General features: G+C 63.5%; 22 protein-coding genes, 1 tRNA gene and 1 riboswitch. Of the genes, 15 read left to right on the forward strand and 8 right to left on the reverse strand.

Features of this window, described 5'->3' with window-relative positions:
- The first annotated feature begins 19 nt into the window (after positions 1-19).
- Together ACK8CP_RS19400 and ACK8CP_RS19405 are read left to right on the forward strand one after the other, a co-directional pair.
- Complete coding sequence (locus tag ACK8CP_RS19400) at positions 20-1,315, forward strand: adenylosuccinate synthase (protein ID WP_234628976.1); 1,296 nt, start codon at positions 20-22, stop codon at positions 1,313-1,315.
- 41 nt (positions 1,316-1,356) lie between these two features.
- Positions 1,357-3,051, forward strand: coding sequence for a hypothetical protein (locus ACK8CP_RS19405; RefSeq protein WP_414832896.1), 1,695 nt, complete (start codon positions 1,357-1,359; stop codon positions 3,049-3,051).
- Between the two features lie 51 nt (positions 3,052-3,102).
- Here ACK8CP_RS19405 and ACK8CP_RS19410 read toward each other — a convergent pair whose 3' ends face one another.
- Entirely contained in the window at positions 3,103-4,041 is a 939-nt protein-coding gene (locus tag ACK8CP_RS19410; protein WP_414834304.1) for an ABC transporter substrate-binding protein, read from the reverse strand.
- A gap of 47 nt (positions 4,042-4,088) precedes the next feature.
- The gene (locus ACK8CP_RS19415) at positions 4,089-4,847 is read right to left on the reverse strand and encodes an ABC transporter permease (RefSeq protein ID WP_414832897.1); all 759 of its coding nucleotides are present in this window, start codon (positions 4,845-4,847) and stop codon (positions 4,089-4,091) included.
- Positions 4,848-4,879: 32 nt separating this feature from the next.
- Positions 4,880-4,991: riboswitch (TPP riboswitch) on the reverse strand.
- A gap of 121 nt (positions 4,992-5,112) precedes the next feature.
- Between ACK8CP_RS19415 and ACK8CP_RS19420 the strand changes: the two genes are divergently transcribed.
- Both ACK8CP_RS19420 and ACK8CP_RS19425 read left to right on the forward strand, forming a co-directional pair.
- On the forward strand, positions 5,113-6,057 hold the full coding sequence (locus tag ACK8CP_RS19420; RefSeq protein ID WP_414832898.1) for a DMT family transporter: 945 nt from the start codon (positions 5,113-5,115) through the stop codon (positions 6,055-6,057).
- Positions 6,058-6,067: 10 nt separating this feature from the next.
- Positions 6,068-7,012: a DMT family transporter gene (locus ACK8CP_RS19425; RefSeq protein WP_414832899.1), complete on the forward strand. Its 945-nt coding sequence runs from the start codon at positions 6,068-6,070 to the stop codon at positions 7,010-7,012.
- 58 nt (positions 7,013-7,070) lie between these two features.
- Here ACK8CP_RS19425 and rpoH read toward each other — a convergent pair whose 3' ends face one another.
- Positions 7,071-7,985 (reverse strand): RNA polymerase sigma factor RpoH, encoded by a 915-nt coding sequence (rpoH, locus tag ACK8CP_RS19430; protein WP_234628971.1) that lies wholly within the window; start codon positions 7,983-7,985, stop codon positions 7,071-7,073.
- 163 nt (positions 7,986-8,148) lie between these two features.
- Positions 8,149-9,159, reverse strand: coding sequence for an RluA family pseudouridine synthase (locus ACK8CP_RS19435; protein WP_414832900.1), 1,011 nt, complete (start codon positions 9,157-9,159; stop codon positions 8,149-8,151).
- On the opposite strand from ACK8CP_RS19435, the gene ACK8CP_RS19440 reads away from it, so the two are divergent.
- The 8 genes from ACK8CP_RS19440 (at position 9,158) to allS (ending at position 18,119) form a co-directional block, all read left to right on the forward strand.
- Positions 9,158-9,568: a hypothetical protein gene (locus tag ACK8CP_RS19440; protein ID WP_128291066.1), complete on the forward strand. Its 411-nt coding sequence runs from the start codon at positions 9,158-9,160 to the stop codon at positions 9,566-9,568. The genes ACK8CP_RS19435 and ACK8CP_RS19440 overlap by 2 nt on opposite strands.
- 442 nt (positions 9,569-10,010) lie before the next feature.
- Positions 10,011-10,086 (forward strand) — tRNA-Glu (locus tag ACK8CP_RS19445).
- A gap of 632 nt (positions 10,087-10,718) precedes the next feature.
- A complete protein-coding gene (locus tag ACK8CP_RS19450; RefSeq protein WP_414832901.1) occupies positions 10,719-11,987 on the forward strand; it encodes an MFS transporter in 1,269 nt (422 codons plus the stop codon).
- Between the two features lies 1 nt (position 11,988).
- Positions 11,989-13,653: an acyl-CoA synthetase FdrA gene (gene fdrA / locus ACK8CP_RS19455; protein ID WP_414832902.1), complete on the forward strand. Its 1,665-nt coding sequence runs from the start codon at positions 11,989-11,991 to the stop codon at positions 13,651-13,653.
- Positions 13,654-13,670: 17 nt separating this feature from the next.
- Positions 13,671-14,930: a DUF1116 domain-containing protein gene (locus ACK8CP_RS19460; protein ID WP_414832903.1), complete on the forward strand. Its 1,260-nt coding sequence runs from the start codon at positions 13,671-13,673 to the stop codon at positions 14,928-14,930.
- Between the two features lie 159 nt (positions 14,931-15,089).
- Positions 15,090-16,055: a carbamate kinase gene (locus ACK8CP_RS19465; RefSeq protein WP_414832904.1), complete on the forward strand. Its 966-nt coding sequence runs from the start codon at positions 15,090-15,092 to the stop codon at positions 16,053-16,055.
- A 14-nt stretch (positions 16,056-16,069) separates the two neighbouring features.
- Entirely contained in the window at positions 16,070-17,020 is a 951-nt protein-coding gene (locus ACK8CP_RS19470; RefSeq protein ID WP_414832905.1) for a DUF2877 domain-containing protein, read from the forward strand.
- A gap of 100 nt (positions 17,021-17,120) precedes the next feature.
- A complete protein-coding gene (gene allS, locus ACK8CP_RS19475; protein WP_414832906.1) occupies positions 17,121-18,119 on the forward strand; it encodes an HTH-type transcriptional activator AllS in 999 nt (332 codons plus the stop codon).
- 24 nt (positions 18,120-18,143) lie between these two features.
- Here allS and ACK8CP_RS19480 read toward each other — a convergent pair whose 3' ends face one another.
- Together ACK8CP_RS19480 and ACK8CP_RS19485 are read right to left on the reverse strand one after the other, a co-directional pair.
- Positions 18,144-19,544 carry a trypsin-like peptidase domain-containing protein gene (locus tag ACK8CP_RS19480; protein ID WP_414832907.1) on the reverse strand — a complete coding sequence of 467 codons (1,401 nt, stop codon included), beginning with the start codon at positions 19,542-19,544 and terminating at the stop codon, positions 18,144-18,146.
- Positions 19,545-19,679: 135 nt separating this feature from the next.
- The gene (locus tag ACK8CP_RS19485) at positions 19,680-20,198 is read right to left on the reverse strand and encodes a hypothetical protein (protein WP_414832908.1); all 519 of its coding nucleotides are present in this window, start codon (positions 20,196-20,198) and stop codon (positions 19,680-19,682) included.
- 432 nt (positions 20,199-20,630) lie between these two features.
- Here ACK8CP_RS19485 and ACK8CP_RS19490 point away from each other — a divergent pair, with 432 nt between their 5' ends.
- From ACK8CP_RS19490 to ACK8CP_RS19500, 3 genes are read left to right on the forward strand one after another with little or no spacing between them, the layout of a single operon-like run.
- Positions 20,631-21,131: an ECF transporter S component gene (locus tag ACK8CP_RS19490; RefSeq protein ID WP_414832909.1), complete on the forward strand. Its 501-nt coding sequence runs from the start codon at positions 20,631-20,633 to the stop codon at positions 21,129-21,131.
- A 22-nt stretch (positions 21,132-21,153) separates the two neighbouring features.
- Entirely contained in the window at positions 21,154-22,485 is a 1,332-nt protein-coding gene (locus ACK8CP_RS19495) for a hypothetical protein (RefSeq protein ID WP_414832910.1), read from the forward strand.
- Positions 22,482-23,189 (forward strand): hypothetical protein, encoded by a 708-nt coding sequence (locus tag ACK8CP_RS19500; RefSeq protein ID WP_414832911.1) that lies wholly within the window; start codon positions 22,482-22,484, stop codon positions 23,187-23,189. The genes ACK8CP_RS19495 and ACK8CP_RS19500 overlap by 4 nt, the downstream gene beginning before the upstream one ends.
- A 32-nt stretch (positions 23,190-23,221) precedes the next feature.
- Here ACK8CP_RS19500 and ACK8CP_RS19505 read toward each other — a convergent pair whose 3' ends face one another.
- Both ACK8CP_RS19505 and ACK8CP_RS19510 read right to left on the reverse strand, forming a co-directional pair.
- Positions 23,222-23,935 carry a response regulator gene (locus ACK8CP_RS19505; protein WP_414832912.1) on the reverse strand — a complete coding sequence of 238 codons (714 nt, stop codon included), beginning with the start codon at positions 23,933-23,935 and terminating at the stop codon, positions 23,222-23,224.
- Positions 23,928-24,593 carry a hypothetical protein gene (locus tag ACK8CP_RS19510; protein WP_414832913.1) on the reverse strand — a complete coding sequence of 222 codons (666 nt, stop codon included), beginning with the start codon at positions 24,591-24,593 and terminating at the stop codon, positions 23,928-23,930. The genes ACK8CP_RS19505 and ACK8CP_RS19510 overlap by 8 nt, the downstream gene beginning before the upstream one ends.
- Positions 24,594-24,711 lie beyond the last annotated feature (118 nt).

Consider the following 24,711-nt stretch of genomic DNA (forward strand, 5'->3'; position numbering starts at 1 on the left):
CGCAGAAAGGCCTCGTGTCATGGCCAATGTGGTGGTTGTCGGCTCGCAATGGGGCGACGAAGGTAAGGGCAAGATCGTCGACTGGCTGTCGGAGCGCGCCGATGTGGTGGTGCGTTTTCAAGGCGGCCACAATGCCGGTCATACGCTCGTCATCGATGGCGTGTCGTTCAAGCTGAGCCTGTTGCCCTCCGGAGTGGTGCGACCGGGCAAGCTCGCCGTCATCGGCAACGGCGTGGTGCTCGACCCGCACGCCTTGATTGCGGAAATCGACCGCCTCGCCGAGCAGGGCGTGACCGTGACGCCCGAGACGCTCCGCATCGCCGACAATGCCGCCCTCATCCTGTCGCTGCACCGTCGTCTCGACGGGCTCAGGGAGAATGCCGCCGCGCCCGAGGCGAAGATCGGCACGACGCAGCGTGGCATCGGGCCAGCCTATGAGGACAAGGTCGGCCGGCGCTCGATCCGGGTCATGGATCTTGCCGAACCCGAGACGCTGCCAGCCAAGATCGATCGGCTTCTCGTCCACCACAACGCGCTTCTGAAAGGCCTCGGGGAGCCGGAAGTGTCGCGCGAAGACATTCTCGCCGAGCTCGAGGACGTGCGCGAACGGGTCATCCCGTTCTGCGATACCGTGTGGGCGCTGCTCGATGCGCGGCGCAAGGCGGGCGATCGCATTCTCTTCGAGGGGGCGCAGGGCGCGCTCCTCGACATCGATCACGGCACCTATCCTTATGTCACCTCCTCGAACACGGTGGCGGGACAGGCCTCGGCCGGGTCCGGCATCGGGCCTTCGGCGCTCGACTACGTGCTCGGAATCACAAAGGCCTACACGACCCGGGTCGGGGAGGGGCCGTTCCCGACCGAAGACAAAGGCGAGATCGGCAACTTCCTCGGCGAGCGCGGCCGCGAATTCGGGACCGTCACGGGCCGCAAGCGGCGTTGCGGCTGGTTCGATGCGGCGCTCGTGCGCCAGACGGTCAAGGTCTCCGGCATCGACGGCATCGCCTTGACGAAGCTCGACGTGCTCGACGGCCTGAACGAGATCAAAGTCTGCGTGGGCTACGAGGTGGATGGCCGCCGCGTGTCCTGGCTGCCGGCGGGCGCTGCGGCCCAGGCGCGGTTGAAGCCGATCTACGAGAGCCTCGAAGGCTGGCAGGAATCGACAGCCGGCGCACGAAGTTGGGTCGATCTTCCCGCCCAGGCGGTGAAATACGTCCGGCGCATCGAAGAACTCATCGAAGCTCCGGTCGCTCTTCTGTCGACGAGTCCGGAACGAGCCGATACGATCCTTGTCCGTGACCCATTTCAGGACTAAGCCTTGCCGTTAATCCACGGTTACACAGTTCTTCAAGCGTTATGCCCGATTACGTAGCGATCCTAAAACGCTCCATCGCCAGTCTTCCCGATGACGGGCCGGACATGCGCCAGGCGGTCTACGACCGCGCCCGCTCTGCGTTGGCGCGCCAGCTCACCGCCGTGGAGCCTCCGCTGCCCCCCGAAGATATCGAAGGGCATCATGCGGCGCTCGAAGATGCGATTGCCGTTGTGGAGGAAGATTTCGCGGCCGAGAGTGCCGGTGTCCAGGAGCCCGACGAGGAGCCGGCACCACCGCCGCCTCCACCCCCTCCGCCACCACCACCTCCTCCTCCCCCGCCTCCTCCTCCCCCGCCTCCTGCAAAAGAGGCGCCTCGGGCGGAACCGGCGCACGCCCGGGCCGTGCCCCAATATGGGGAGCGCGACCTTCGGGGAAGCGGCTCTGTTGGGGGCGGTGCTGCTGGCGGCGATTTCGCCGGGAGCCGGGAGCCGAAGCGGCCGGATGCTGCGGCCGGGGCCGGCCCCGCCGGCGCGCCCGTGCCGAATGTGACGTCCGAGGGCAAAGACGATTACCCGCAGGATGCCCGGATCGAGGGCGCCGGTGTCGAGGACGAAACGCCTTCTGCCCGCAAGTCGCGGTGGAAAAAGGAAAAGAAGGCCAAGGGCGAGGCCAGAGACGAGGCCGTCGCGGCACCGCGCCATGACGATGGTTCGGAGAAGGTGCGGACATCGCGCGCGCCGGCGCTGATCGCGACCGTCCTGGTTCTGTTGATCGCGCTCGGCATCGGAGCGGTCGTCTATTCGCAATGGGATACGATCGTCACCGCGTATGACGATATCTCCGGCCAGGTTTCCTCCGACGAGACGGCACAGGGCACGGCCCCGGGGAACGCCGAGGACAACACGTCCTCGTCGCCTTTGACGGGCCTCATCGAGAGCCAGGGCGAACGCGTGGAAGGCAAGGACGAGGATCGTCTCCTCACCGGGCCGGAAGCCGAGACGCCCGATGCCGGACCTTCCACGAGCCAGGAAGAGCCGATGGATGCGCCTCTCGACGGTGCGCCCAGCGATGAAGGTCTGCCGGACGACACGGGCGAATCAGATGGCGCTGGTCTGCCGGCCGACGAGACGCAGCCGGGCACGCCGGACGAGCTCTCCGAGACGGCGCCCTCCAACGGGAATGCCGCGGGACAGGCCACGAGCGGTTCGCTTGTCGGGCAAAGGGCGATCTTCTACGAGCAGGGCGAAGACGGTGCCGCCGGCAAGGCGGTGAACGGCGCCGTGTCGTGGTCGACGGTCAAGCGCGACGACGGAGGCTCTGCCATCCAGGCGAAGATCGACGTGCCGGAGCGTGAGGCCGAGGTCACGATCACCATTTCCAAGAACAACGACGTTGCCCTGCCGGCGAGCCATCTCATCGAGATCGCCTTCTCCGGTACGCTCGACGACACCGCAGTCGTGCAGCGTGTTCCGGCCTTGGTGATGAAGCCGAACGAGCAGGCGCGCGGACAGCCGCTCGCAGGCGCTGCCGTCGACGTGACCGGTGACCTCTACTGGATCGCGCTCTCCGACACGCCCGATCAGGTGGAGCGGAATCTGGAGCTTCTGCGCAGCGGTTCCTGGTTCGACCTGCCGATCCTGTTTGAGGGCGGCAAGCGGGCCCTGATCACCTTCGAGAAGGGTATTCCGGGCGACAAGGTGTTTGAGAATGTGATGCAGAGCTGGGGCGATTCCTGATCGCCCCAGCCTGGCTAACTTTCACCGAACTGGCTTTCACCGAACGGGCCCTTACCGAACGGCCTGGGCGTAGCTTTCCAGCTCCGGTACCGTCTCGATCAGTCCCTGATCCTTCATGAATTCCGCGAACCGCTGATAGCGGCCGGCGTCGAAGGCGCCAGGGCTTTTCGAAAAGCGGGCGACCGTATCCATGAACGCGCGGCGGTTGAGCTCGTCGCCGAGATCGGGATGCGCTTTCGTGAAGATCTCGAGGGCTTCCTCGGGATGGTTGGTGAGGTAGAGCGTGGCGCGCTCGATCGCCTTCAGGAAGCGCGGCAGCCTGTCGTCGCCGAGCTTGTCGGAGCGTGCGATGAAGATGAGCTCGTCATAGGGCGGCACGCCGTGCTCCTCGGGATAGAAGGCCCGGCCGGGCTTGCCTTCGATGTCGAGCTGATTGAGCTCGACATTGCGGAATGCGCCGATGACGGCATCGACGCGTCCTGCGAGAAGGGCCGGTGAGAGTGCGAAGTTGACGTTGACGAGATCGACGTCGTCGAGGGTCACGCCGCTTTCTCCGAGCATCATCTTCAGAAGCACATCCTCGAAGCCTCCAACCGAGAAGCCGACCGTCTTCCCCTTGAGGTCGGCGAGCGTCGTCACATCGCTGCCTTCCAAAACCACGAGCGAGTTGAGCGGCGTTTCGACGAGCGTTCCGAAGCGCGCCAGCGGCAATCCTTCGGCCACCTGAAGATAGAGATTGGGCTGGTAGGAAATGGCGACATCGCCTTCGCCCGCCGCAACGAGGCGGGGTGGAGCGCTCGGGTCGGCCGGCGGGATCATTTCCACATCGAGGTCTTCCTCGGCGAAATAGCCCTTTTCCTGCGCGACGACGAGCGGCGCGTGGTCGGGGTTCACGAACCAATCGAGCAGCACGGTCAGGTGGTCCGCGGCCGCCGCTGGGGAGGCGGTCAAGATGAGCGCCAGAAGCATCAGGCGCAGGCGGTCGAGCATGGTCATTTCCTCTCTTTTCGGATCATGTCGGAGTTTCGGAGATCGTCTCAGGCGATGCTCGCTTCTCCCGGCACCCAGCCGAGGAGGCGGCGCAGGAAGAGATCGATCAGGGCGCGCAGCAGGATCGCCATCGCGGCGAGCAGGAAGAGGCCGACGAAGACGCGGTCGGTCTGCATGCGGGCATTGGCCTGCAGCATGACGAAGCCGAGGCCGGCGGAGGCGCCGACCCATTCGCCGACGACGGCGCCGATCGGCGCGATCGCGGCGGCGACCCTGAGCCCGGAGGCAAGGGCGGGCAGGGCCGCAGGAATGCGGATGTAGCGGAAGGTGTCGCGCCTGGAGGCGCGGTTGAGCCTTGCGAGATCGAGAAGGCCCGGATCGGTGCGCTTCAGACCGTCGGCAAACGCAGTGGCCACCGGAAAATAGATGATGAGCCCGGCCATCACGACTTTGGACGCCATGCCGAAGCCAAACCAGATGACGAGAAGCGGCGCGATGGCGAAGACCGGGAGTGCCTGGCTCGCCGCCAGGATCGGCATGGCGAGCCTTTCAAGTGCGGGAGAGGCAACGACCAGGATCGCCGTCAATGCGCCGACCAGCGCTCCGACGACGAGGCCGACCACGATCTCCGTCGCGGTGACGGCGGCGTTGCCGAGATAATAGAAGGGGAGGGCGGAGAAAGCCGTCACGAGATCGCTCGGCGCCGGCAGGATGAAGCGCGGCACGCCGGTTGCGCGCACGAGGCCTTCCCAGACGGCGAGGAGTGCGATCGCGATTGCGAGACGGATTGCGAGAATGGCCAGCACGCGCCCCTTTCATGGCAGAGATCATGCGTGCTGGAGAGACTGAGGCCCGTCCCTTCGCCGGCATGACCCGGATCAGGTTCAAAGGGTCCGGCCGCCATCACGGCCATCTCAGCGCGGTTTGTCCGCACACCCCTCGGAAACGCCCACCATAACTCTCCGGCCGAGGCTTGCAAGCCGTCTCACGGTCGCCGCACGATCGCGTTTGCGGCCTCATCCATGGTCCCGGTGGGTGACAAATTTGCCGCAGAGGGATAGAGGCGGGGAAATGCGTGTCCTCTTTGCCCCTTTTCGTTGGCTTTTCGATCAACCCTATCTGCTCTTGACGCTGACCTCGCTCTTCTGGGCCGGCAATGCGGTGGTCGCGCGGGCGGTGATCGATGATTTCTCACCGATCCTTTTCGCGCAGCTGCGCTGGGGTGGGGCTGCGCTGTTGATCCTGCCTTTCGCCATGAAGGCGCTGCGCGCCGACTGGCCGGTGATCCAGCGTCATCTCGGCGTGCTGACGCTGATGGCTTTGTGCGGCATCACGCTCTTCAACACGCTTCTCTACTGGGCTCTCGAATATACGACGGCGCTCAATGTCGTGCTTCTGCAGGCGACGACGCCGCTTGCCATCGCCTTCGTCGTTTTCATGCTCTTCCGCGAGCGGCTCACCTTCGGCCAGCTTGCCGGCATCGTCGTCTCCCTCATCGGGGTCGTGGTCATCGTCTCGCGCGGGCAATTGCAGGTGCTGGCGCATCTGCGGCTCAATCCGGGCGACGTGATCATGCTGATCGACGTCGTCATCTATGCCACCTATTCCGCGCTTTTGAAGCGGCGGCCGCCTCTTCACTGGCTGAGCTTTCTGGCGATCACCATCGGGTGGGGCGCCATCATGCTCCTGCCGGCAAGCGCGCTCGATCTGTTGCGCGGTGGCCATATCGACATCAATGCGGCGAGCCTTGCGGCCCTCTTCTACGTCGCCGTCTTTCCCTCGGTGCTCGCCTATATCTGCTTCAACCGGGGCGTCGATCTCATCGGTCCGAACAGGGCGGGACCCTTCTTCCATCTGGTGCCGTTCTTCGGTGCCATTCTCGCTGTCTTCGCCCTTGGCGAGACCTTCACCTACGCCCACGCTTTCGGCGGCGTGTGCATTCTCGGCGGCGTCTTCCTGGCGAGCCGGAGGCAGCGCCTCAAGAATCGGGTGGAGCCGGAGAGAAGCCTCTCTTAGGGCTCGTCACATGGACGCCAAAACCCTCCCCACATCTGCACGCACCGCGCCAGTCGAGGCCTCTCTCGATCTCGGCAGCCTGACGCTTCTCGTCCTTCTGTCGCTCCTCTGGGGCGGCTCGTTCCTGTTCATGCGCGTCGCGGGCGCGGAGGTGCCGGTCTTCACGCTCGTGCTCTTGCGCGTCGGCATCGCGGCTGCGGCACTCTGGATCGTCATCCTCGCTTCGGGGCGGCGCCTGCCGAGCCGGGGTGGGATTTATCTGCGCGCGCTTTTGATGGGTTTTCTCAACAACGCCGTGCCGTTTTCGCTGATCACCTTCGCGACCGTCGAAATCGGTGCGGGCGCGGCCTCCATCCTCAACGCGACGACGCCGATCTTCACCGTTCTCATCGCGCATGTTCTGACGGCCGACGAGAAGATGACGACGAACAAGGTCACGGGCGTCGTTCTCGGTTTTCTGGGTGTTGCCGTGATGATCGGCCTGCCGGCCCTGCGCGGGCTGACGGCCGATTTTCTGGCCGTTCTGGCGATGCTTGCCGCGGCGACGTCTTATGGGTTTTCGGCGGTCGTCGGAAAGGGATTTCGGGCGACCGATCCCGTCGTTGCGGCGGCGATGCAGCTTTCCGCATCGACCCTTTTGATGGTTCCGGTCGCATTCCTCATCGACCGGCCCTTCGCGACGGCAATGCCGGGCATGGCCGCGATCCTTTCGATCCTCGGCCTGGCACTTCTGTCCACGTCCTTAGCTTATGTGCTGTTTTTCAGGATTCTGGCGCGCGCCGGCGGCACGAACGCGATGCTCGTCACGCTTCTCGTGCCGGTGAGCGCGGTGACGCTCGGCGTCGTGCTTCTCGGAGAAAGCCTGTCGGCGGGGCAGTTCGCCGGCATGGCCATGATCGGCGCAGGGCTCGTCGTCATGGACGGACGGGCCCTGCGGCGGTTGCGGGGCGGCTAGAGCGTCCCATCCCTTGAGGGACAGATTTCTCTGTTTCGTCTCGGGAGGGTGCGCCGCCTCAGGCGTCGGCGAGGAGGCGCTGCTGGGCGCCGCGATCCCGTTCCTTGGAGGCGCGGATCATCGCCTTCTGCACCTTTTCGAAGGCCCGGACCTCGAGCTGGCGCACACGCTCGCGCGAGACGCCGAACTCGCCCGAGAGCTCTTCCAGCGTCAGCGGCTCGTCGGAGAGACGACGCGCCTCGAAGATCCGCCGTTCGCGTTCGTCGAGCACCTCGATCGCGTCCTTCAGCATGGCGCGGCGCTGCTCGAGCTCGTCCTGGGCGATGAGGTTCGTCTCCTGACTCTCCGTCTCATCGTCGGACAGCCAGTCCTGCCATTCGCCGCCTTCGCCCTCATTGGCGCGGATCGGCGCGTTGAGCGAGGCATCGCCGGACAGCCGCCGGTTCATGGAGATGACCTCCTCCTCGCTCACGTTGAGTCGCTTGGCGATCGTCGCCACCTGCTCGGGCTTCAGGTCGCCTTCTTCCAGCGCCGAAATCTGGCTCTTGGCCTTGCGCAGGTTGAAGAAGAGCCGCTTCTGATTGGCCGTCGTGCCCATTTTCACGAGCGACCAGGAGCGCAGGATATATTCCTGGATCGCGGCGCGGATCCACCACATCGCATAGGTGGCGAGACGGAAGCCCTTGTCCGGATCGAAGCGCTTGACGGCCTGCATCAGGCCGACATTGCCTTCCGAAATGACCTCGCCGATCGGCAGGCCATAGCCGCGATAGCCCATGGCGATCTTGGCGACGAGGCGCAGATGGCTCGTCACCAGACGATGCGCGGCATCGCGGTCGTCATGCTCCTGATAGCGCTTGGCGAGGATATATTCCTCTTGCGGCTCGAGCATGGGGAATTTGCGGATCTCGTCGAGATAACGAGACAAACCGCCTTCGGCGGTGGATACGACGGGGATGTTGCCTGTGGCCATCGGGATTGCCTGTCATCAGAAGAGTCGACACCGGGAGGCGCCGCGGAGCGGCCGCATCCTGAGCACTCGTGGATTGTCTTGGAGCAGAGCTTTCGACCCCGCCTGTCTAACTTTCGTCACGTCCTGGCTTGCGTCAAGCCTATCATGCCTCTCGGGATGCTGCCTAATTACGGCCTTGTAAGGCTTCAGAAGGCTTTCTTAAGGCGTTCAGAAGTGTCTCGAAATCGCTCGGCAGTTGCGAATGGAAGAGCACCGTCTCGCCGGTTTCGGGATGGCGAAAGCCGAGCGAGCGGGCATGCAGGGCCTGGCGGGCGAGGGTGTGAAGGGCATCGGCCGCGTCTGCGGGAAGCTTTGCGACCTTCGACTGAAAACCCGAGCCGTAAAGTGCGTCGCCCAGAAGCGGATGGCCGATATGGGCCATGTGCACGCGAATTTGATGGGTGCGACCGGTTTCGAGACGACAGGTGACGAGGCTTGCGAGCCCGTTCTGAAAGGTTTCCTCCACCCGGTAATGGGTGACGGCATGACGGCCGCCGCGGCGGACGGCACGTTTTTCGCGGTTCTTCGTATCGCGTTCGAGCGGGGCATCGACCGAGCCGGCGCGCAGTTGCGGCACGCCCCAGACGAGTGCGCAATATTCCCGCTTCAGCGGGCCTTCGCGGCCGTGATCGGCAAATTGCGCCGAGAGATCGCGGTGGGCGACATCGTTCTTGGCGATCACCAGAAGACCGCTCGTGTCCTTGTCGAGGCGATGGACGATGCCCGGACGGCGAATGCCGCCGATGCCGGAAAGCGTGTCGCCGCAATGGTGGAGGAGGGCATTGACGAGGGTTCCGTCGTGAGCGCCGGGGGCGGGGTGGACGACCATGCCTGCAGGCTTGTCGACCACGACGAGATGGGCATCCTCGTAGACGATCGCAAGAGGGATCGCTTCCGGCTTCGGGGTGGCTTCTTCCGGTTCCGGCAGATCCACTTCGACCGTCTCGCCGGGTTTGACCCGGTAGTTCGGCTCGTCTAATTTCCGCCCGCCGACGCGGACATGACCGTCCTTGATCAAAGCCTTGAGGCGGCTGCGCGACAGACGATCGGCGCGGGCAGCCAGAAAGGCATCGAGGCGCAGGCCGGTTTCGTCCGGCTCCACAGTGTAATCCAACACGCTTTCGTGATCCTTCATGACGCCTCACGCATCCGCCAAAGAGCGCCCCGGAAAACTGCCGCCGGTGGGCGACGACGACGAAAAGCCTCTCGATCCGGCCGCAGAAAGAGTGCGCCGGCGGCTCGTTCGCCTGTTGATCGTTTCGTTCGGGACCATGGTTTTGGGCTTTGTCGCCGTGTTCGGCGCAATAGTCTACAAGCTCGGTCTCCTCGGAGCCCCGGCCGGGACGGGGCCGAGCGTCGCCGAAGTGCGGCTGCCGGCGGGATCCACCGTCACGTCGGCCGCGCTCGACGGCGACAACATCCTTCTGCGGATCAGCGAAGCGGCGCGCGGCGACGGGCAGGAGGGCCGGGGCGAAGAGCTTCTCGTCCTCGATGCGGCGAGCGGCACGATCCTGCACCGCGTCAAACTGCTTCCGGGCGGCTGATCGAGGGCCTGCAAGCGCGGTTGGCTGGGGCGGGGCTACGTTTGCCGGAATAGGCGGCAAGACCCGCACGCTAGAAGACCCGCACGCGCCAAGGCCCAATGGTGCGCTGCGGCTTTTGCGCCTTGTCGTGCCGTTGTTCCTTTGCGCCTTGCTCTGCTTTGAGTGTTTCGCACCTTGCTCTGCTTTGAGTGTTTCGCACCTTGCGGCGCGTTGAGTGTGTCGCGCCTTGCGGCGCTGGCGGGGAGCGGGCCTTTTGCCGTGATTTGCGGCATTCTATGTGGCGCTTCGTCCGCACAACGGCCGGGTGGATCGGACGCTGTCCGGCTCGCATGCGGGATTTTGATTTCTCGTCTTCTCTCCTCTTGCATCGCCGCGCGGGTCATGCCACATAGCGCCTCCGATGCTTCGCGCGGGCGCTTTCGCCTGCCAGGCTGACGCCGCTGCTCCCTTCGTCTAGCGGTCTAGGACGCCGCCCTCTCACGGCGGAAACAGGGGTTCGATTCCCCTAGGGAGTACCAGCGCCTAAGTCCTTGATGCGGGCATGCGGCGGGTTTTGTTTCGGACTTTGGGTTTTGACCGCAAAGTCCGGTATGCGCGCTTCTCGGAATACACACACACACACTCTCTCTCTCTGGACATCCACACGTCTTCGGATCGGCCGTTTTGCTCGGGTGCGGTGCGGGCGGCGTTTCGTGTGGTGGTTGCGGGCGGTGTTGTTGAAGGGGGAGCGGTCGCTTCGGCTGCGCGGCATCGTCTTTCAGGGATGATCTCCTGTGCCTTCGGGGGTCTTCGGGCAAGGTCCATTTCCGTGCAGTTCATCGCCCCGTCACAACGAGTTTCGAGCAGGCGCTGGCCCAAAAACGTGGCCTGCGCTTGTGCGCGCAGGCGTTTTTGAGGGCGGATAGGCGGATTTTGAGGCCGGGCGGCGGCAGTCCTTTCAACAATCGAGCGACGACTGTTTGAAAGAGTGACGTTCGGGTGTCCCCCGCGGTTCTGCTTTCACAAATCTTGCGGCTCGGAATCCCGGGGTTTTCAAGGGGTTTTGCCCCTCTCCGCGGCCCGCTCTGTTGGAAAGTTTCGTAAAATCCGGCTTCGAAAAATCACTAGGGTCTCAGGAGTGAAACGAACTCCTTGAAGGGTGAGACCTCGGATGAACGAGCAAGTCCCGATTGAAGGCCGCGCCTCGGCTACAGCGTCGACGGCGGCCGCAGAAAAAGGTGGCATCCCCGGCTGGTGGATCACCATTTTCCTCTTCTGGCTCGGTTGGGTGTTCATGTACGCCGACCGAACCGTCCTCAGCCCAGTGATGCAGGACATACAGACCGAATTCGGCCTGAATGGGACCGAATTGGGGCTGATCAGCTCCCTGTTCTTCCTGGCCTATGCCGCCCTGCAGATTCCGGCCGGCATCCTCGGCGACCGCATCGGCCGCAAGAAGGTTCTCGTACCGGGCTTCCTGCTCTTCGGCATCTTCACTGCCGTCAGCGGCATGGTCAAGACGTTCCCGCAGCTCATTGCCGCGCGCATCATCACCGGGGTGGGTGAGGGCACCTATTACGGGCCGCAATACGGTATCTCTTCGGAACAGATTCCGCAGAAATTCCGCTCCCTCGGCAGCGCCATCATCAATTCCGGCATGGCCTTCGGCATTGCGCTCGGCCTGATGATGTCGAGCTGGGTGGCCTATACGCTCGATCTCGGCTGGCGCATGCCGTTCTATGTGCTCGCGGTTTTGACCATGATCACGGGTCTGTTGATCTGGGTCCTGGTCAAGGAGCGCCCGCGCGCCAAAAGTGCCGAGGGCACGTCGCAAGGCTTGTCCTTCAAGTCGCTGATCAAGAACCGCAACCTGCTCCTCACCTATCTGATGGTGTTCTGCTCGCTGTTCGGGTTCTTCATGATCCTGACCTGGCTGCCTTACTATCTGCAGACAGAGCGCGGCATTCCGGCCGAAAACATCGGCAACATCGCCTCGCTTGTCGCCTGGGTGTCGATTCCCGGCGGGCTGCTCTTCGCCCACATTTCCGACCGGCTCGGCAAGCGTCGTCCGCTGGTTCTGGTCCTCGTCCCGATCGCGGCCATCAGCCTCGTCTCGATCGCCTTCCTCGACGACGTGAACCAGATGATCGCGGCGATCTGCGTCTACGGCTTCTTCGGCAAGCTGGCACTCGATCCCGTGCTGATCGCCAACGTCGCCGACAACGCCTCGAAGGAATCCTACGGCACCGCCTTCGGCATCTTCAACTTCGTCGGCATGTCGTCCTCGATCCTCGCTCCGACGATCGCCGGCATGATCGCCGACGCCACCGGCAGCCTCGCCGCCAACTTCTATCTCTCCGCCGTCATCCTGATCGTGGGCATGCTCGGCATGATGTTCATGAAAGACGTCCGCAAGTCTGCGGCCGAAAAGGAAAGTTGAGATGCTCAGTGCTCGACTGATCAAAGGAAACTTCCAGGATTCCGTGACCTTGATGGTTCTCTCCAGGGACCTTTCATCCCTTCCCGAGGTGAACCGGGTCTCGGTGATGATGGGAACCTCCGCCAACAAGGACGTCTTCCGCGAAACCGGCATGTGGCACGACGATCTGGATGACGCCACGCCGAACGATCTGTGCATCGTCATCGATGCGGAAGGCGAGGATGCGGGCGTCGCCGACAAGGTCGCCGCCCAGGTGGAAGAGCGGCTTGCCGCCATGGCCAAGGGCGGGTCGAAGGCCCGCTATCCGGTGGCACGAAGCTTCCGGCGCGCCTGCGACCAGCTTCCGAAAGCCGATCTCGCGTTGATCTCCGTGGCGGGCCAGTACGCCCACGGCCTGGCGAAAGAGGCGCTCGATGCCGGCCTCAACGTGATGATCTTCTCCGACAATGTCAGTGTCGAGGAAGAGCGTGACCTCAAGGAGCAGGCGCGGGAGCGCGGGCTTCTGGTCATGGGGCCGGATTGCGGCACGGCGATCGTCGGCAAGGCACCTCTCGCCTTCGCCAACCGCATCCCGCAGGGCTCGATCGCCGTGGTCGGTGCTTCCGGCACCGGTCTCCAGGAGGTGACCTGTCAGATCGCCCGCGGCGGCATGGGCATCAGCCATGCCCTGGGCCTCGGTGGCCGCGACCTGTCGGAGAAAATCGGCGGGACCTCCGCCGAAACCGCTCTCGACTTCGTGGCCGCCGACGAGGCGTCAAAAGTCGTCGTCTTTGTTTCCAAACCCCCCGCGGCGGCCGTGCGGGCCAAGCTCCTCGACAAGCTGAAGCAGCTTGGCAAGCCGGCCGTCGCCCTCTTCCTGGGCGATCATCCCGACCGTCGGGACTTCGGCAATCTGCATCTGACACGCACGCTTGACGAGGCGGCAGCCTTGGCCGTCGATCTCGCAAGGGTCGAGGAGCAGGCGGCGAGCGTGCCGGCCGTCACGGCGAAGGGTATCCGCGGTCTTTATACCGGCGGCACGCTCGCCGGAGAGGCGGCGCAGCTTCTCGCCGAGGCTCTCGATCTGTCGCCGGATGCCGCCCATGACGAAGGCTTCATGCTGCGCACGGCGGAGCACCGCATCATCGATCTCGGCGATGATCTCTACACTAGAGGTCGGCCGCATCCGATGATCGATCCCTTCGGGCGCAACGAGATGATCCACGCGCTCGCCGAGGACGCGGATGCGGGCATTCTCATGGTCGACGTCGTGCTCGGCTTCGGCAGCCATGCCGATCCTGCCGGCGAACTTGCCCGGGCGGTGGAAGAGATGCGGGCGGCGCGCGGCGACAAGGCGCCGATCACCGTCATCGCCAATCTTACCGGCGTGAGCGAGGATCCGCAGGATTACGCCGCGCAGGCGAAGACGCTCGAGGATGCCGGCATCCTCATCGCCGACAGCGTGCGCATGGCCGTCCTTCTGGCGCTTCGGCTGATTACGCCGGCGAGGGCCGAAACGGCGAAGGCGTCTCCGCTTCTGAGCGAGCCGCCCGCCGTCATCAACATCGGACTTCGCGGCTTTGCCGACGATCTCGCCAGCAACGACGTCGATGTCGTCCACCTCAAATGGGAACCGGTCTCCGACAAGACCGAGAAGCTGCGCCGCATGGCCGCGTCCCTGATCTGACTCTGGAGTTTTCAAAAATGTACGCAACGATCAACGAAGCCAATGCGGCCGTTCTCGACGAGATGCGGAGCGCGCGGCCTTATCTCGTCGATGTCTGCCCGGCGCATGAATGCATCCCGGCGCTCTCCGAAGGGCATGTCCTGATGCATGCCGGCCCCCCCATCGAGTGGGCGGCGATGACCGGCCCGATGAAGGGGGCGGTCCTCGGTGCCTGCCTTTACGAAGGTTGGGCGAAGACGACCGAAGAGGCCGAAGCGTTTGCGCAAAAGAGCGTCCGCTTCGTGCCCTGCCACGATCAGTCGGCGGTCGGGCCGATGGGCGGCATCACCTCCGCCAATATGCCGGTCCTCGTCGTGCGCAACGCCAATCAGGGGAACTTTGCCTATTGCAACCTCAACGAGGGCATCGGCAAGGTGATGCGCTTCGGCGCGTTCGAGGGTGAAGTGCAGACGCGGCTTGCGTGGATGCGCGACGTGCTGGCCCCGGTCCTGTCTGAGGCTCTGAAGCGCAATTCCGACGGGCTCGAGCTCTCCGCGATCATGTCGCAGGCCATCACGATGGGCGACGAGTTCCACCAGCGCAACATCGCCGCTTCGGCGCTTCTGTTGAAGGCGCTCGCCGCCGACATCGCAATCGGCAGTGCGTCGGACGCCGACAAGGAAGAGGTTCTGCGCTTCCTGGAGCGGACCGACCAGTTCTTCCTCAACGTGGCCATGGCCTATTGCAAATGCGTCATGGATGCCGGGCACGCCGTGGGCGAGGGCAGCATCGTCACGGCGATGACCCGCAATGGTCGCGATTTCGGCATCCGCGTCTCCGGCCTCGGCAAGCAATGGTTCACGGCGCCGGTCAACACGCCGGTCGGCCTGTTCTTCACCGGCTATTCGCAGGATGACGCCAATCCCGATATCGGCGACAGCGCCATTACGGAGACGTTCGGCGTCGGCGGGGCGGCGATGGTTGCGGCACCCGGTGTCACCCGCTTCGTCGGCTCGGGCGGCTTCAACGATGCGTTGGAGACGTCTGAAGAGATGCGCGAGATCTATGTCGAAGCCAACACGACGCTGCAGATCCCGACCTGGGATTTCCAGGGCGCCTGCATGGGCCTCGATGTGCGGCGTGTGGTGGAAAGCGGCATCACGCCGGTGATCAACACCGGTATCGCGCACCGCGAGCCGGGCATCGGCCAGGTCGGCGCCGGTGTCGTGCGCCCGCCGCTCGAATGCTTCGAACAGGCGTTCGAGGCTCTCGTGGAAGCGCGTTCCAAGACCGCCTAAGCCGGATTGGTTGAGACGGGGCGGGCGCTTTAAAGCCCCGCCCCCTTTCCTTTTAGAACCTCTTTTTGATCGGGTTTTCCCCTCGACCGCTGTCGCGGCCGGGAACGGCCCCCGATTGTCTCAAGTCCAAGCAATTCTTCACACAACCAGGAGGTCGAGATGACCGAGGGTATCCCTCCGCGCCTGCTGATTGCCATTGGTGGAAACGCCACCCATCCCGAAGGTATTCGCGGCACTCCGGCGGAACAGTTCGAGGTGGGCGCGCGTCTGGCCACGACGCTCTTGCCTTTGATGGAGCTCAACACCGAACTCGTCCTCACGCATGGCAACGGCCCGGTGGCGGGAAAAATCCTGATGCGCAACGCGATCGCGCGCGACCGCGTCACGCCGATGTCGCTCGACGTCTGCGGCGGCCACAGCCAGGGCGGTATCGGTTATGTCCTGATGCAGTCGTTCGAGAACGCGCTCAGGCGCGCCGGCATCGCGCGCGAAGTCGTCTATATGCTGACGCAGGTGGTCGTCGATGCCGATGATCCCGCCTTCGACAATCCGACAAAGCCGATCGGCTATTTTTACGATGAGGAAGAAGCGCGGGCTCTGACCCAGGAAATGGGCTGGGAGATGCGCGAGGATTCCGGGCGCGGCTGGCGCCATGTCGTGCCGTCGCCCGAGCCGCGTCATATCGTGGAGACGGCGATGATCGGCACGGCGGCGGCGGCCGGTGCCGTCGTGATTGCGGGTGGTGGTGGCGGCATCCCCGTGGTGCGGGACGCTGAAGGCGATCTCCACGGCGTGGAGGCGGTGATCGACAAGGATCGGACGTCCGTCCTCATGGCGAACCTCCTGGGCATCGACGATTTGATGATCCTGACGCCGGTGCCGCGGGTCGCGATCGATTTCGGCAAGCCGACACAGCGGCCTCTTGAGCACGTCACACTGTCGGAGATCCGCCGTCACCGGGCCGATGGACAGTTTCCCCCGGGCAGCATGGGGCCGAAGATCGATGCGGCCATCACATTCCTGGAAAACGGCGGCAAGCGCGTCCTTATCGGACGCATCGAGGACGCGGTCGCCATGCTGAAGGGTGAGGCTGGAACGTCCGTCACGGCGGACGATCCCGCCTAGGAAAGGAACCGGCGGTGATACGTCTCTTTCCGGTCACGATGGCGGGTGCCGGGGCTGCTCGTGTTCTCCCAGCGGGCGGCGAGGGGCGGATCATCGCCGTGTTCCGTCGCAGCTTCTATGCGGTGTTCGAGACGGGCCTCATCTGCGTCGGCCCGCCGGATTTTGGTCCGGGGCCCCTGCATCTGCTCGCTCCGATGGCCGGCATCGCGTCGTGGAAGTCATGGCTTGATGTCGGAGAGAGGGCGGTGGCCGAGGCGGGGAGGCTCTTCGTCGACGATCTCTGCTTCGATGCGCGAAGTGTTCGGCCGTGGTGGGCGTCTCCGCCCTCGCTCACCACTGCGGACAGTCTTGCCCGCGGTCTCGCCCGGCTGGCAGCCGAGGCGGAGGACGCCCGTCCGGCAGGCCTCGGCAAACTGATTGTCGCTTTGGATGGTCATGTCCCGGCAGACCACCTCGCTTCAGAGGATCCCGTCCTCGCCAAGGCTCTGCCGATCATCGACGCTCTGATGGGGTGGGCAGGCCGTGCGGAGGTCGACAGAGATGCGCCCCTGCCTTCCGTGAAGGGGATGCTCGGCCTCGGGCCGGGCCTGACGCCCTCCGGCGACGATTTCCTCGCGGGCTTTCTGGTCGCCTTGCAGCGCCTCGGTGCGCCGCACCTCGCCGATCGGCTCGCTTCCTCGGTTCTGCCACTCGCCGCGACGGAAACCAACGCGATCAGCGCCGCCTATCTCGCCTGGGCCGCAAAGGGCGAGGCTGCGGCCAGTCTGATCGATGCTTTTGCCGACATCTCCGACGGCGGCGCCGATCTCAACCCGCGTCTCGAACGCGTTGCAGAGATCGGTCACAGTTCGGGATGGGATTGCCTGACGGGAATGGCGTTCGCTGCCCGCGCAATGCTGCCGGCATTGGTGTGCCGCGAGCAAAGCGTTGCGGAGGCATTTGGTCGCTATGCGCGGCCCCTTTAAGCATTCCCGAGCTAATCTTTTTGCCGCTTGCGGTTCGGATCGCTACAGTCTTCTCAGATTGTTCTTTCCGCCGCATTTTGCGCAAAGAGATGCTGCCGCCATGAACTCCGGTCTGCCCAATCTCGATCTCGAGGCCATTCGCACATTCGTGGCGGTGGCCCGGCTGAAGAGCTTTTCGGCCGCGGCTCAGCATCTGCATCGCACGACGTCTGCGATCAGCTACCGGATCAAGGCACTGGAAGACCGCGTCGGCACGCCGCTTTTCGTGCGCACCACCCGTCAGGTGACGTTGACTTCGGCGGGCATGGTTCTTCTTGAAAAAGCCACCCAGATTTTCGAGTGGCTCGAAGAATTGCCGGACGAGCTGCGCCAAGTCGGCAACAATGTCGAGCCGCACTTCAAGCTCGTCATCAACAACCTTCTTTACGATGCCGGTGCGGCTGCGGCGTTGCTCGACAATTTGAGCCGCGCCTTTCCTTATACGGAGTTCGAATTCAGGCTCGCCGTTTATATGGGCGTGTGGGACGAGCTGTTGCACAATGGCGGGCATATGGCGCTGGGCGCGCCGGGCTTTCATACGATCAACGACGATTTCCGTACGCATGCGCTCGGCACGATCCATTGGGTTTTCGTGGTGTCGCCGGAGCATCCGCTGACGCAGGTTCCCGAGCCGCTGAGCGATGACGATTTGCGGCGCTTTCCCGCGATCAATGTCCAGGACACGGCGATCCGGCTGGTAAAGCGGGTCGCCTGGAAATTGTCGGGTCAGAAGGAACTGCTCGTGCCCGATCTCCAGACCAAGCTTCTTGGCCACCTGACCGGGGCCGGCATCGGCTTTCTGCCCGAGGTGATGGTGCGCGAGCATCTGCGGGCCGGGCGCCTGGTCGCACGCCGCGTGGTCCATCCGCGGTCATCCTCGCCCCTGTCGCTGGTGTCGCGTCAGGGAACCACCGGCCGCGTGTGTTCGCACCTGCAGGAGCTTTTCGTGCGCAAGGCCGATGTCGTCATGCCGCTCCTGAGACATGTGGATGTCGAGGATGCGGGGGAGATCTCCCAGGCAACCGACCAGAGCCTTCGCCCCGCGATCGTTCTCGACTGAGCGGCGAACGCGCTCTCCCGCCTTTCATTCGGGCCGACAGTGGAGCTGGACCGTGAATGGTTTTGCAATCTCCGCCACATCCGCGATGGAGGCAGGTTCAGACGTTCCGGAGGCATATTCGGGCTCGATGCCAGCGGAGGCTAAGAAGTTATCGATAAGTGAGGCCTTGAGCGCGAAGTTGACATTCTGAGGTAGGGTGCCGGCTATCTCAAGCGTCCTCAACTCATCAAGCTTGCTGGTGACGAGACCCACGATGTTGCCGTTACGGTCAACGAGTGGCCCTCCCGAATTGCCAGGTTGAATTGGTGCGCTGATCCGGAGGATTCGGCTATCTCCGCCCAGCCCACTTAAGGCATTGACGTTGCCTCCTGTCACCGTGAGCGTGTCGGCCATTGCAATGGTCAGGGGATAGCCGAGCGCCACAATCTCCTCCCCGAGACGGACGGGGCCTCGCCGAAGCTTTGCTGGGGTTCCGCTCCTTCCGAGGCTCTCCAAGACCGCAAGATCGTTCGTTGCATCTGTCCGGAGGAGGGAGGCCTTTCCATAACCGACGATCTCAATCGCACCGCAGTCTTCGACGACGTGGCCGGCGGTAACGATATGGTTCTCGTCAACGAAAAAGCCGCTGCCGAAGCCTTCATGGGGCTCGGGCGCATTCGGCGTGATGCTTGGGGACGTGACCGGCCGGGCTGGGGTTTCTTGCGGGCTGCTTGAGGTGACGCGGGCGCCGCCGACCGACAGACTGTTTGATATGGCGATAGCAAGCGGGCTGAATACTGCGTCGACGTCCGGAGTCCAGGCGAGCGAGAAGCCGCGGGTCTCGAACCGGCCGCGTTGGAAGCGGGTATAAAAAATCTTGCCGTGTGTCATGCCGCTTACGATGAAGAAGCTGGGTTTGATCGTTGAGTAGCTGACGTGGCGGGTCGTCTTTTCGGTCGTCAGCCGATCATACAGGTCCGTGTAAGCTGTTTCGTTGACCGGAATGCTTACCGTTTCCAGTTCCACCGTGCCGTTCGAACTCTCCCAACGGCTTCCCCGCGAAGTAGAGCCGGCAGGATGGAGCAATGCCGTGGGAACGCCCAGCGTTAACCCCGCCGCGGCGTCATCGACGAAACGAAACCCTGTGAGTGTCCAAAGTGCAGCGGCTTCGGAAATCAGGGTGTCTCGCTCGGACGGAGACAGAACTCCATCCTTTGGCAGGCCGTGTCGTGTCTGAAAGTTGATCAACGCTTCGTAGGTACGTCGGCCGAACAAGCCGTCTGCCAATGCGACGTAATTATCTGTGAACATTAGTGAAAATTGCAGAACTAGGCGATCGTCCTGATTGAGCGAACGGAACCACGTCCTGCTCGCCGAATAGTCTGCGAGTGCGGCAGGGGTGAAAGCAAAACACAGTAGAGCGGATGCAATGACGCGTATCAGCAATGTTAATCCCCCGCGCCCGACATGCCTTGCAGCTTATCGAGTGCGTATGGGCAATCCAAGTTTTTCGATGTCACAGATCGCGGCCTTCGGTTTACGCAACTCGCGACTTTGTGGGACCTCCGGCGCGCGTGATCCTCACGGGAAGAAGTTGATGTGGACGATGCCGGGTTGGATGCCTGTCGTCATCGGTGCGGCGATGATCTGGCCGCTTTCGTAGGGAACCGCGTAACCGCCTTCGCCGTAATCCGCGAAGGGCTTCACGGAGGAGGCGTTTGCGCCTGTCTTGGCGGCGAAATGGTCCGCCAATGCCTTGCTCAGGGCCATGCCGTCTCCCGAGCGCATGACGATGATGCTGCAATGGTCGGCGATGCTGGAGAAGCCGATTTTGACCGAGGCGTTGATGCCGTCGGGGCCGGTGAAGCTCGCATATGTGATCGACCCGGCGTTCGTACCGGATTGATTGCCGAAGGTTTTGGAGCCCGCAAGAGCGGCGATCGCTTTCGTGAGGTTTCCGCCGTTGGCGAGGCAGTATTGCTCGAAATAGGAGGCGGCTTGAGCGGGGCGGCCGTTCAAGTCGGCGGGACCTGCATTCGCGGAAGAGATCGTTCCAGCCAGGAAGAGGCCCGCCAGTCCCAAGGCGATCTTTTGCATCATGACGTCATTTCCAATCGGGCTGAGTGTGGTGATTTGAGCGCTGCCGTTCGGGGGACCGGCAGGCTGTTGGGAGGTGGCGGTGAAGGGCGTCATTGACCCGCCTTCGCCGCGAGAGGTGTCGCGCCGTCCGGCCTGGGTGGCCGAATATTTGGCGCGAGCGGCGGCTCTCGGGTGAGGGCTCACCTTGGAGCGGGACTAAACGGCGCGCCCGCCTCCGGGCAAGAGAGAGGCCTCGGCGGGGCGGCTCTTGCCGGCCAATGCTTGTGGAAATCCCGACCTCGAGCACCGGTTCTTTCCGTGTGGCGTTGGCGGCTATGCAGGTGACGTGGCTTGACGTCAGGGAAATGTTCGGCAAACCCTTCCGCCCACATCCGAAATCGGCCTCGGCCGCTTGCTCTGCGTTTCCTCCCCTCAAGGCTTCCGGTGCCTTTCATGCGTTCCTCTCTGACCCGCTCCCTGATCATCGTCGCCGTCTTCTCGCTTTTGTCTTTTCTTCTCGGCTTCGTGAAATTCGGCGGTGCGAGCTCCATCGCCCTCGACGCGTTTCCCTCGTATTTTGTCGCCGGCTTCTATGGCCCGCTTCTCGGCGCGCCGGTGGCCGCCGTCGCGCATCTTCTCTCAGCCGTTTCGGGCGGCTTTCCGTTCTCGGTTCCGGTGCATCTCTTCATTGCGGTGGAACAGGCGCTCTGGGCGTATCTCTTCGGCGCCATCCTGCGGTATTCGAACGATGTGTGGTTCCTGGTCGTCGCCGTTCCGGCCGGTATCGTGTGCAACGGCTATCTCGGGCCAAAGCTGATCGGCTGGGTCTTTCCAGCCCTCGAGGCGCCGGTGAGTGGGCTCATTCCGGTTCTGCTCGTGGCGAGCGCGGTCAATGTGGCGCTCGCGGCTGCCGCGATCCTGGCGCTGCGCAAGACGCCGCTCGGTCATACCTGACCCAAATGTGATGTCGTCGGGGATGCATCTTCGTCTCGAAGCCGGCACGGCCGAGATTGCCGCTCACGCCTTCTCTGTGCCGCAACGCATCGATTGGGAAGCGGGCGACATCGTCTATCTCGATGCCGCTTCGAGTGAACGCCCCTCTTTGTTCCTTGAGCTCTTGTCGGGGCTCGCGCGCTTTTCCAGGTATTTGCAGCCCGTCGAGGGGCGCGGGATGGTGCGGCGGCCTTTCCCTGTGCGCGGGCTCGACCTCTTTTCTTTCCGGCTCCCGGACGGTTCCTCGTTCGGGCTCACCCTGTCGGATGAGGATTGCCCGGGGGGCCTCGATTTTCGTCTTCACCGCGCGCAGACGATCGGCTTCGTTTTCGGCGAGCCGAAGCAGTACAGCGTCGGGCGCAACGTCGCCGAGGAGATCCGCTATTCCTTCGCCGCTCTCGGGCGGGAGGCGCCTTCGGATCTTTCCGCTTTCGACAAATACGGTCTGACGAAGATCCTGGCGCATCCGACGCAGTCCCTCTCCGGCGGCGAAAGCCACCGCCTCAATATCGCCTGCGTGGTGGAAACCGGCTCGCCCTTCCTAATCCTGGATTTGAGCGCCTCCAATCTCGACCGCGATTTCAAGGCGTTCCTGAAGGCGTTGTTGAACGAGATCCGGGAGACTCGTATCGTCCTCATCTATGATGGGGGACGCGGGGATTTCGTCGGTCTGTGTCGTTGCGCCGCGACGATTTCGGCCGGGCGTGTCGCAACGGTCGAGGTGGCGAGCGTGCGGGAGGCATGCGCCTCGCGAGCGCCGCTTCTTCTCACCGATCCGGCGCGTGAGGGCGCCGAGCCCATCCTAGTTGCCGAGGGGTTTGGTCATGCAGGCCTGGCGCGACCGTTTTCTGCCCTTTTGCGGGAGGGAGAGCATGCGCTCTTCCTGGCCCCGAACGGAACGGGGAAGACGTCACTCGCCCGCGGTCTCGTCGGCATCGACGCGCGCCATGATGGCCGACTGTGGCGGCGGGAGGGGAGCCGGATCGCAGCCACTTTTCAGTATCCCGACCGTCTGCCGGTGCATTTGACGGTGGGCGAACTCGATCGGGGCGGTGTCTTTCGCGACCATTTTCCGGAAGTGGGGCGGGACGTGCGGGTCGCCGAACTCCCGCTGTCTCGCAAAAAGCTCCTCTATGTCCTCGCCTTCCTGGCGATGCCGCTCGACATTCTCGTTCTCGACGAGCCCTTCGCCGGGCTCGACCGGCCAGAGATGGAAATCCTGCTTGCGCAGATCAACGCGGCAACCGGGCTGTCGGCGATGATCTTCAGCCATGAGGCAGAGATCGACGCCGAGACGGTGCGCCATCTCATATGATCTTCTTCCTCGCACTCGCCTTCGCCTGCGGGGCGGCCACCAGCCTTGGCGACTTCGTCGTGCCGGCGCTCGGCGTGGTCGCGCGAAGCCTCTATCTGCGCAAGAGTTTCAGGCTGCCGGTCTATGCGCTTCTGCTCCCGGCGATTTCGGCCTGCGTCCTCGTTACCTCCGCCTTCGGCGTGGCGATTGTGCGTGGCGCCACGCCCGGGGCCGCCTTCGAGATGCTCGCCGGCGACTTCCTCTTTCTTCGCATCCCCTGCGCGATGTTTCTCCTCCTCGTCTTCGTGCACAACAACCGTGCCGAACTCGTCGATTTTCTCGGCCGCGTGCCGGTCCTCAATTACGTCGCGCATTTCATGGAGCGGGCGCAGGAGGTGCTGGCGGAAGCCATGCGAGAGACGCGCTACACCGCCGATGCGCTCGAGGCGGCCACACCTGCGGCAAGCGGGCGTGGGCCGGTCTCGGCGTTGCGGCGCCTGTCGCGGCGTCTCGATACGCTCATGGTGTTTCTGGTGATCTATGTGGAACGGGTGACGACCGTGATCGAGGCGCGGGGCGTGCTGCCGCCGATGCGCCGCTGGCGCGACTATGGAGGCGGCGCCGAAATCGTTGCCGACGGCCTCGTCTGCGGGGCCTATTTCATCTGGATCTGGGGGCCAGATGTGGTCCGGCACATGGCAGGGGCGGGCGGCCTCGCAGGCTGAAGGCGCGCTGTCCGGATCCTTGCGCCGCGATCTCAGAAGACGGAGCGTCCGCGATGCGAGGCTGAGGCCCCTGAGGTGTCGGCGATCCAGGCATCCGGCTTGCGATCGAGCGCGGAGAGGTGTGAACGGTCTATGTCCAGCCAGCCGCGATCGAGGGCGAAGCGGACGATATCGGCCCGGCTTTGCAGAGAGAGCTTCTGAGCGGCGCGACGCTTGTAGGTCTCGACGGATTTCGGGCTGACGCAGAGCTTTCCGGCGATCTCCTTGATGCTGAAGCCGAACGCCGTGAGCTTCAGCGTCTCTTCTTCCCGCCGCGTGATCTCGGTCTCGTCGCTGTCCTGCTCGGTCTCGCCGACATAGGGCAGCAGTTCCGTGGCGAGGCAGGGGTCGATGTAGCGCCTGCCGGAGAGAACGAGACGCAACGCGTCGATGAGGTGGCGCGCTTCGGAGCTCTTGAGCACGTATCCGGTGACGCCCAGCGCGAAGACACGCTGAAGAATGCGCGCGTCCGCATGCATGGTGTAGGCGAGGATCGGAAGAGACGGCGCCCTTGCGATCGCCTCCGGCAACCAGGCACCTTCTGCAGCACCAGGGAGGCTCAGGTCGGCGACCAGCGCATCAAGGGTGCCGCTCTCCGCGAGCGCCAAAGCCTGAGCGGCAGTGCGCGCCTCGCCGGAAAATGCAAAACCCTCTTCATATTCCAGTGCAGCACGGATGCCTGCGATCACGCAGGGATGATCATCCACGACGCCTATGCGATACGCTTTCATAGCTGCTTGCATCGTCTTTTGCCTCCAGGGAGATGGAGAACCGAGCATTCTGCCCATTCGAGGGTCGGATCTCGACTCTGAGTGGTGAGAATTCTTCTCTTGTCTTCTGTATGGCGGTCGAAAAAACAAAGTCTTCTAACGAACCTTCCGGATTTCCCCACCCATCTTTAACATTTGCTTCAATATGAGCTGCAACTGTAAATCGGTCTACGGCCGAAAGGCTGACTGCGACAAAAGCATCATCGTGCCGGAGGCAGCGTGCGGCGGCGATGATCCGTTCGATTGCGCAGGCGACAACGAGGCAGAAAGGCAGGCGGAAAAAGCCGGCGTTTTCTTTCGAGGAAATTAGGTCGATCTGCAGATGATGGCGGGCTGCAATGACCGGAGCCATCGCGCGCACGAATTCATCGAGAGAGATTGAACAGGTGTGTGAAAGTTGTGTCGCAGAATAGACGCGATGAATAAGAGGAGAGATCTGGTCGACGTCGCGACCGATATCTCTGATCAGCTCGTCGTCGGCATATTTTCGTGTCAGCTGAAGAAGCTTGAGATTAAGTGAGCTCAGAGACGTGCCGACGACATCGTGCAGCAGCGATATCTCCTCGCACAGCGCGCATTCCTGTTCCGCTTGCATGCTTCCCCCTGAGCAGAGGCACGTTCTGCGTGTGCCTTGGGTGCTCCGTAAATAGAGGTTATTCTAATTAAAAATTAGAATCTATATGTTTTTTCGAGTTTATTTGTGTCTTCGTGCG

Origin of the sequence: Afifella sp. YEN Y35 (genome assembly GCF_047553465.1) — a bacterium.
Lineage (GTDB): Bacteria > Pseudomonadota > Alphaproteobacteria > Rhizobiales > Afifellaceae > Afifella > Afifella aestuarii.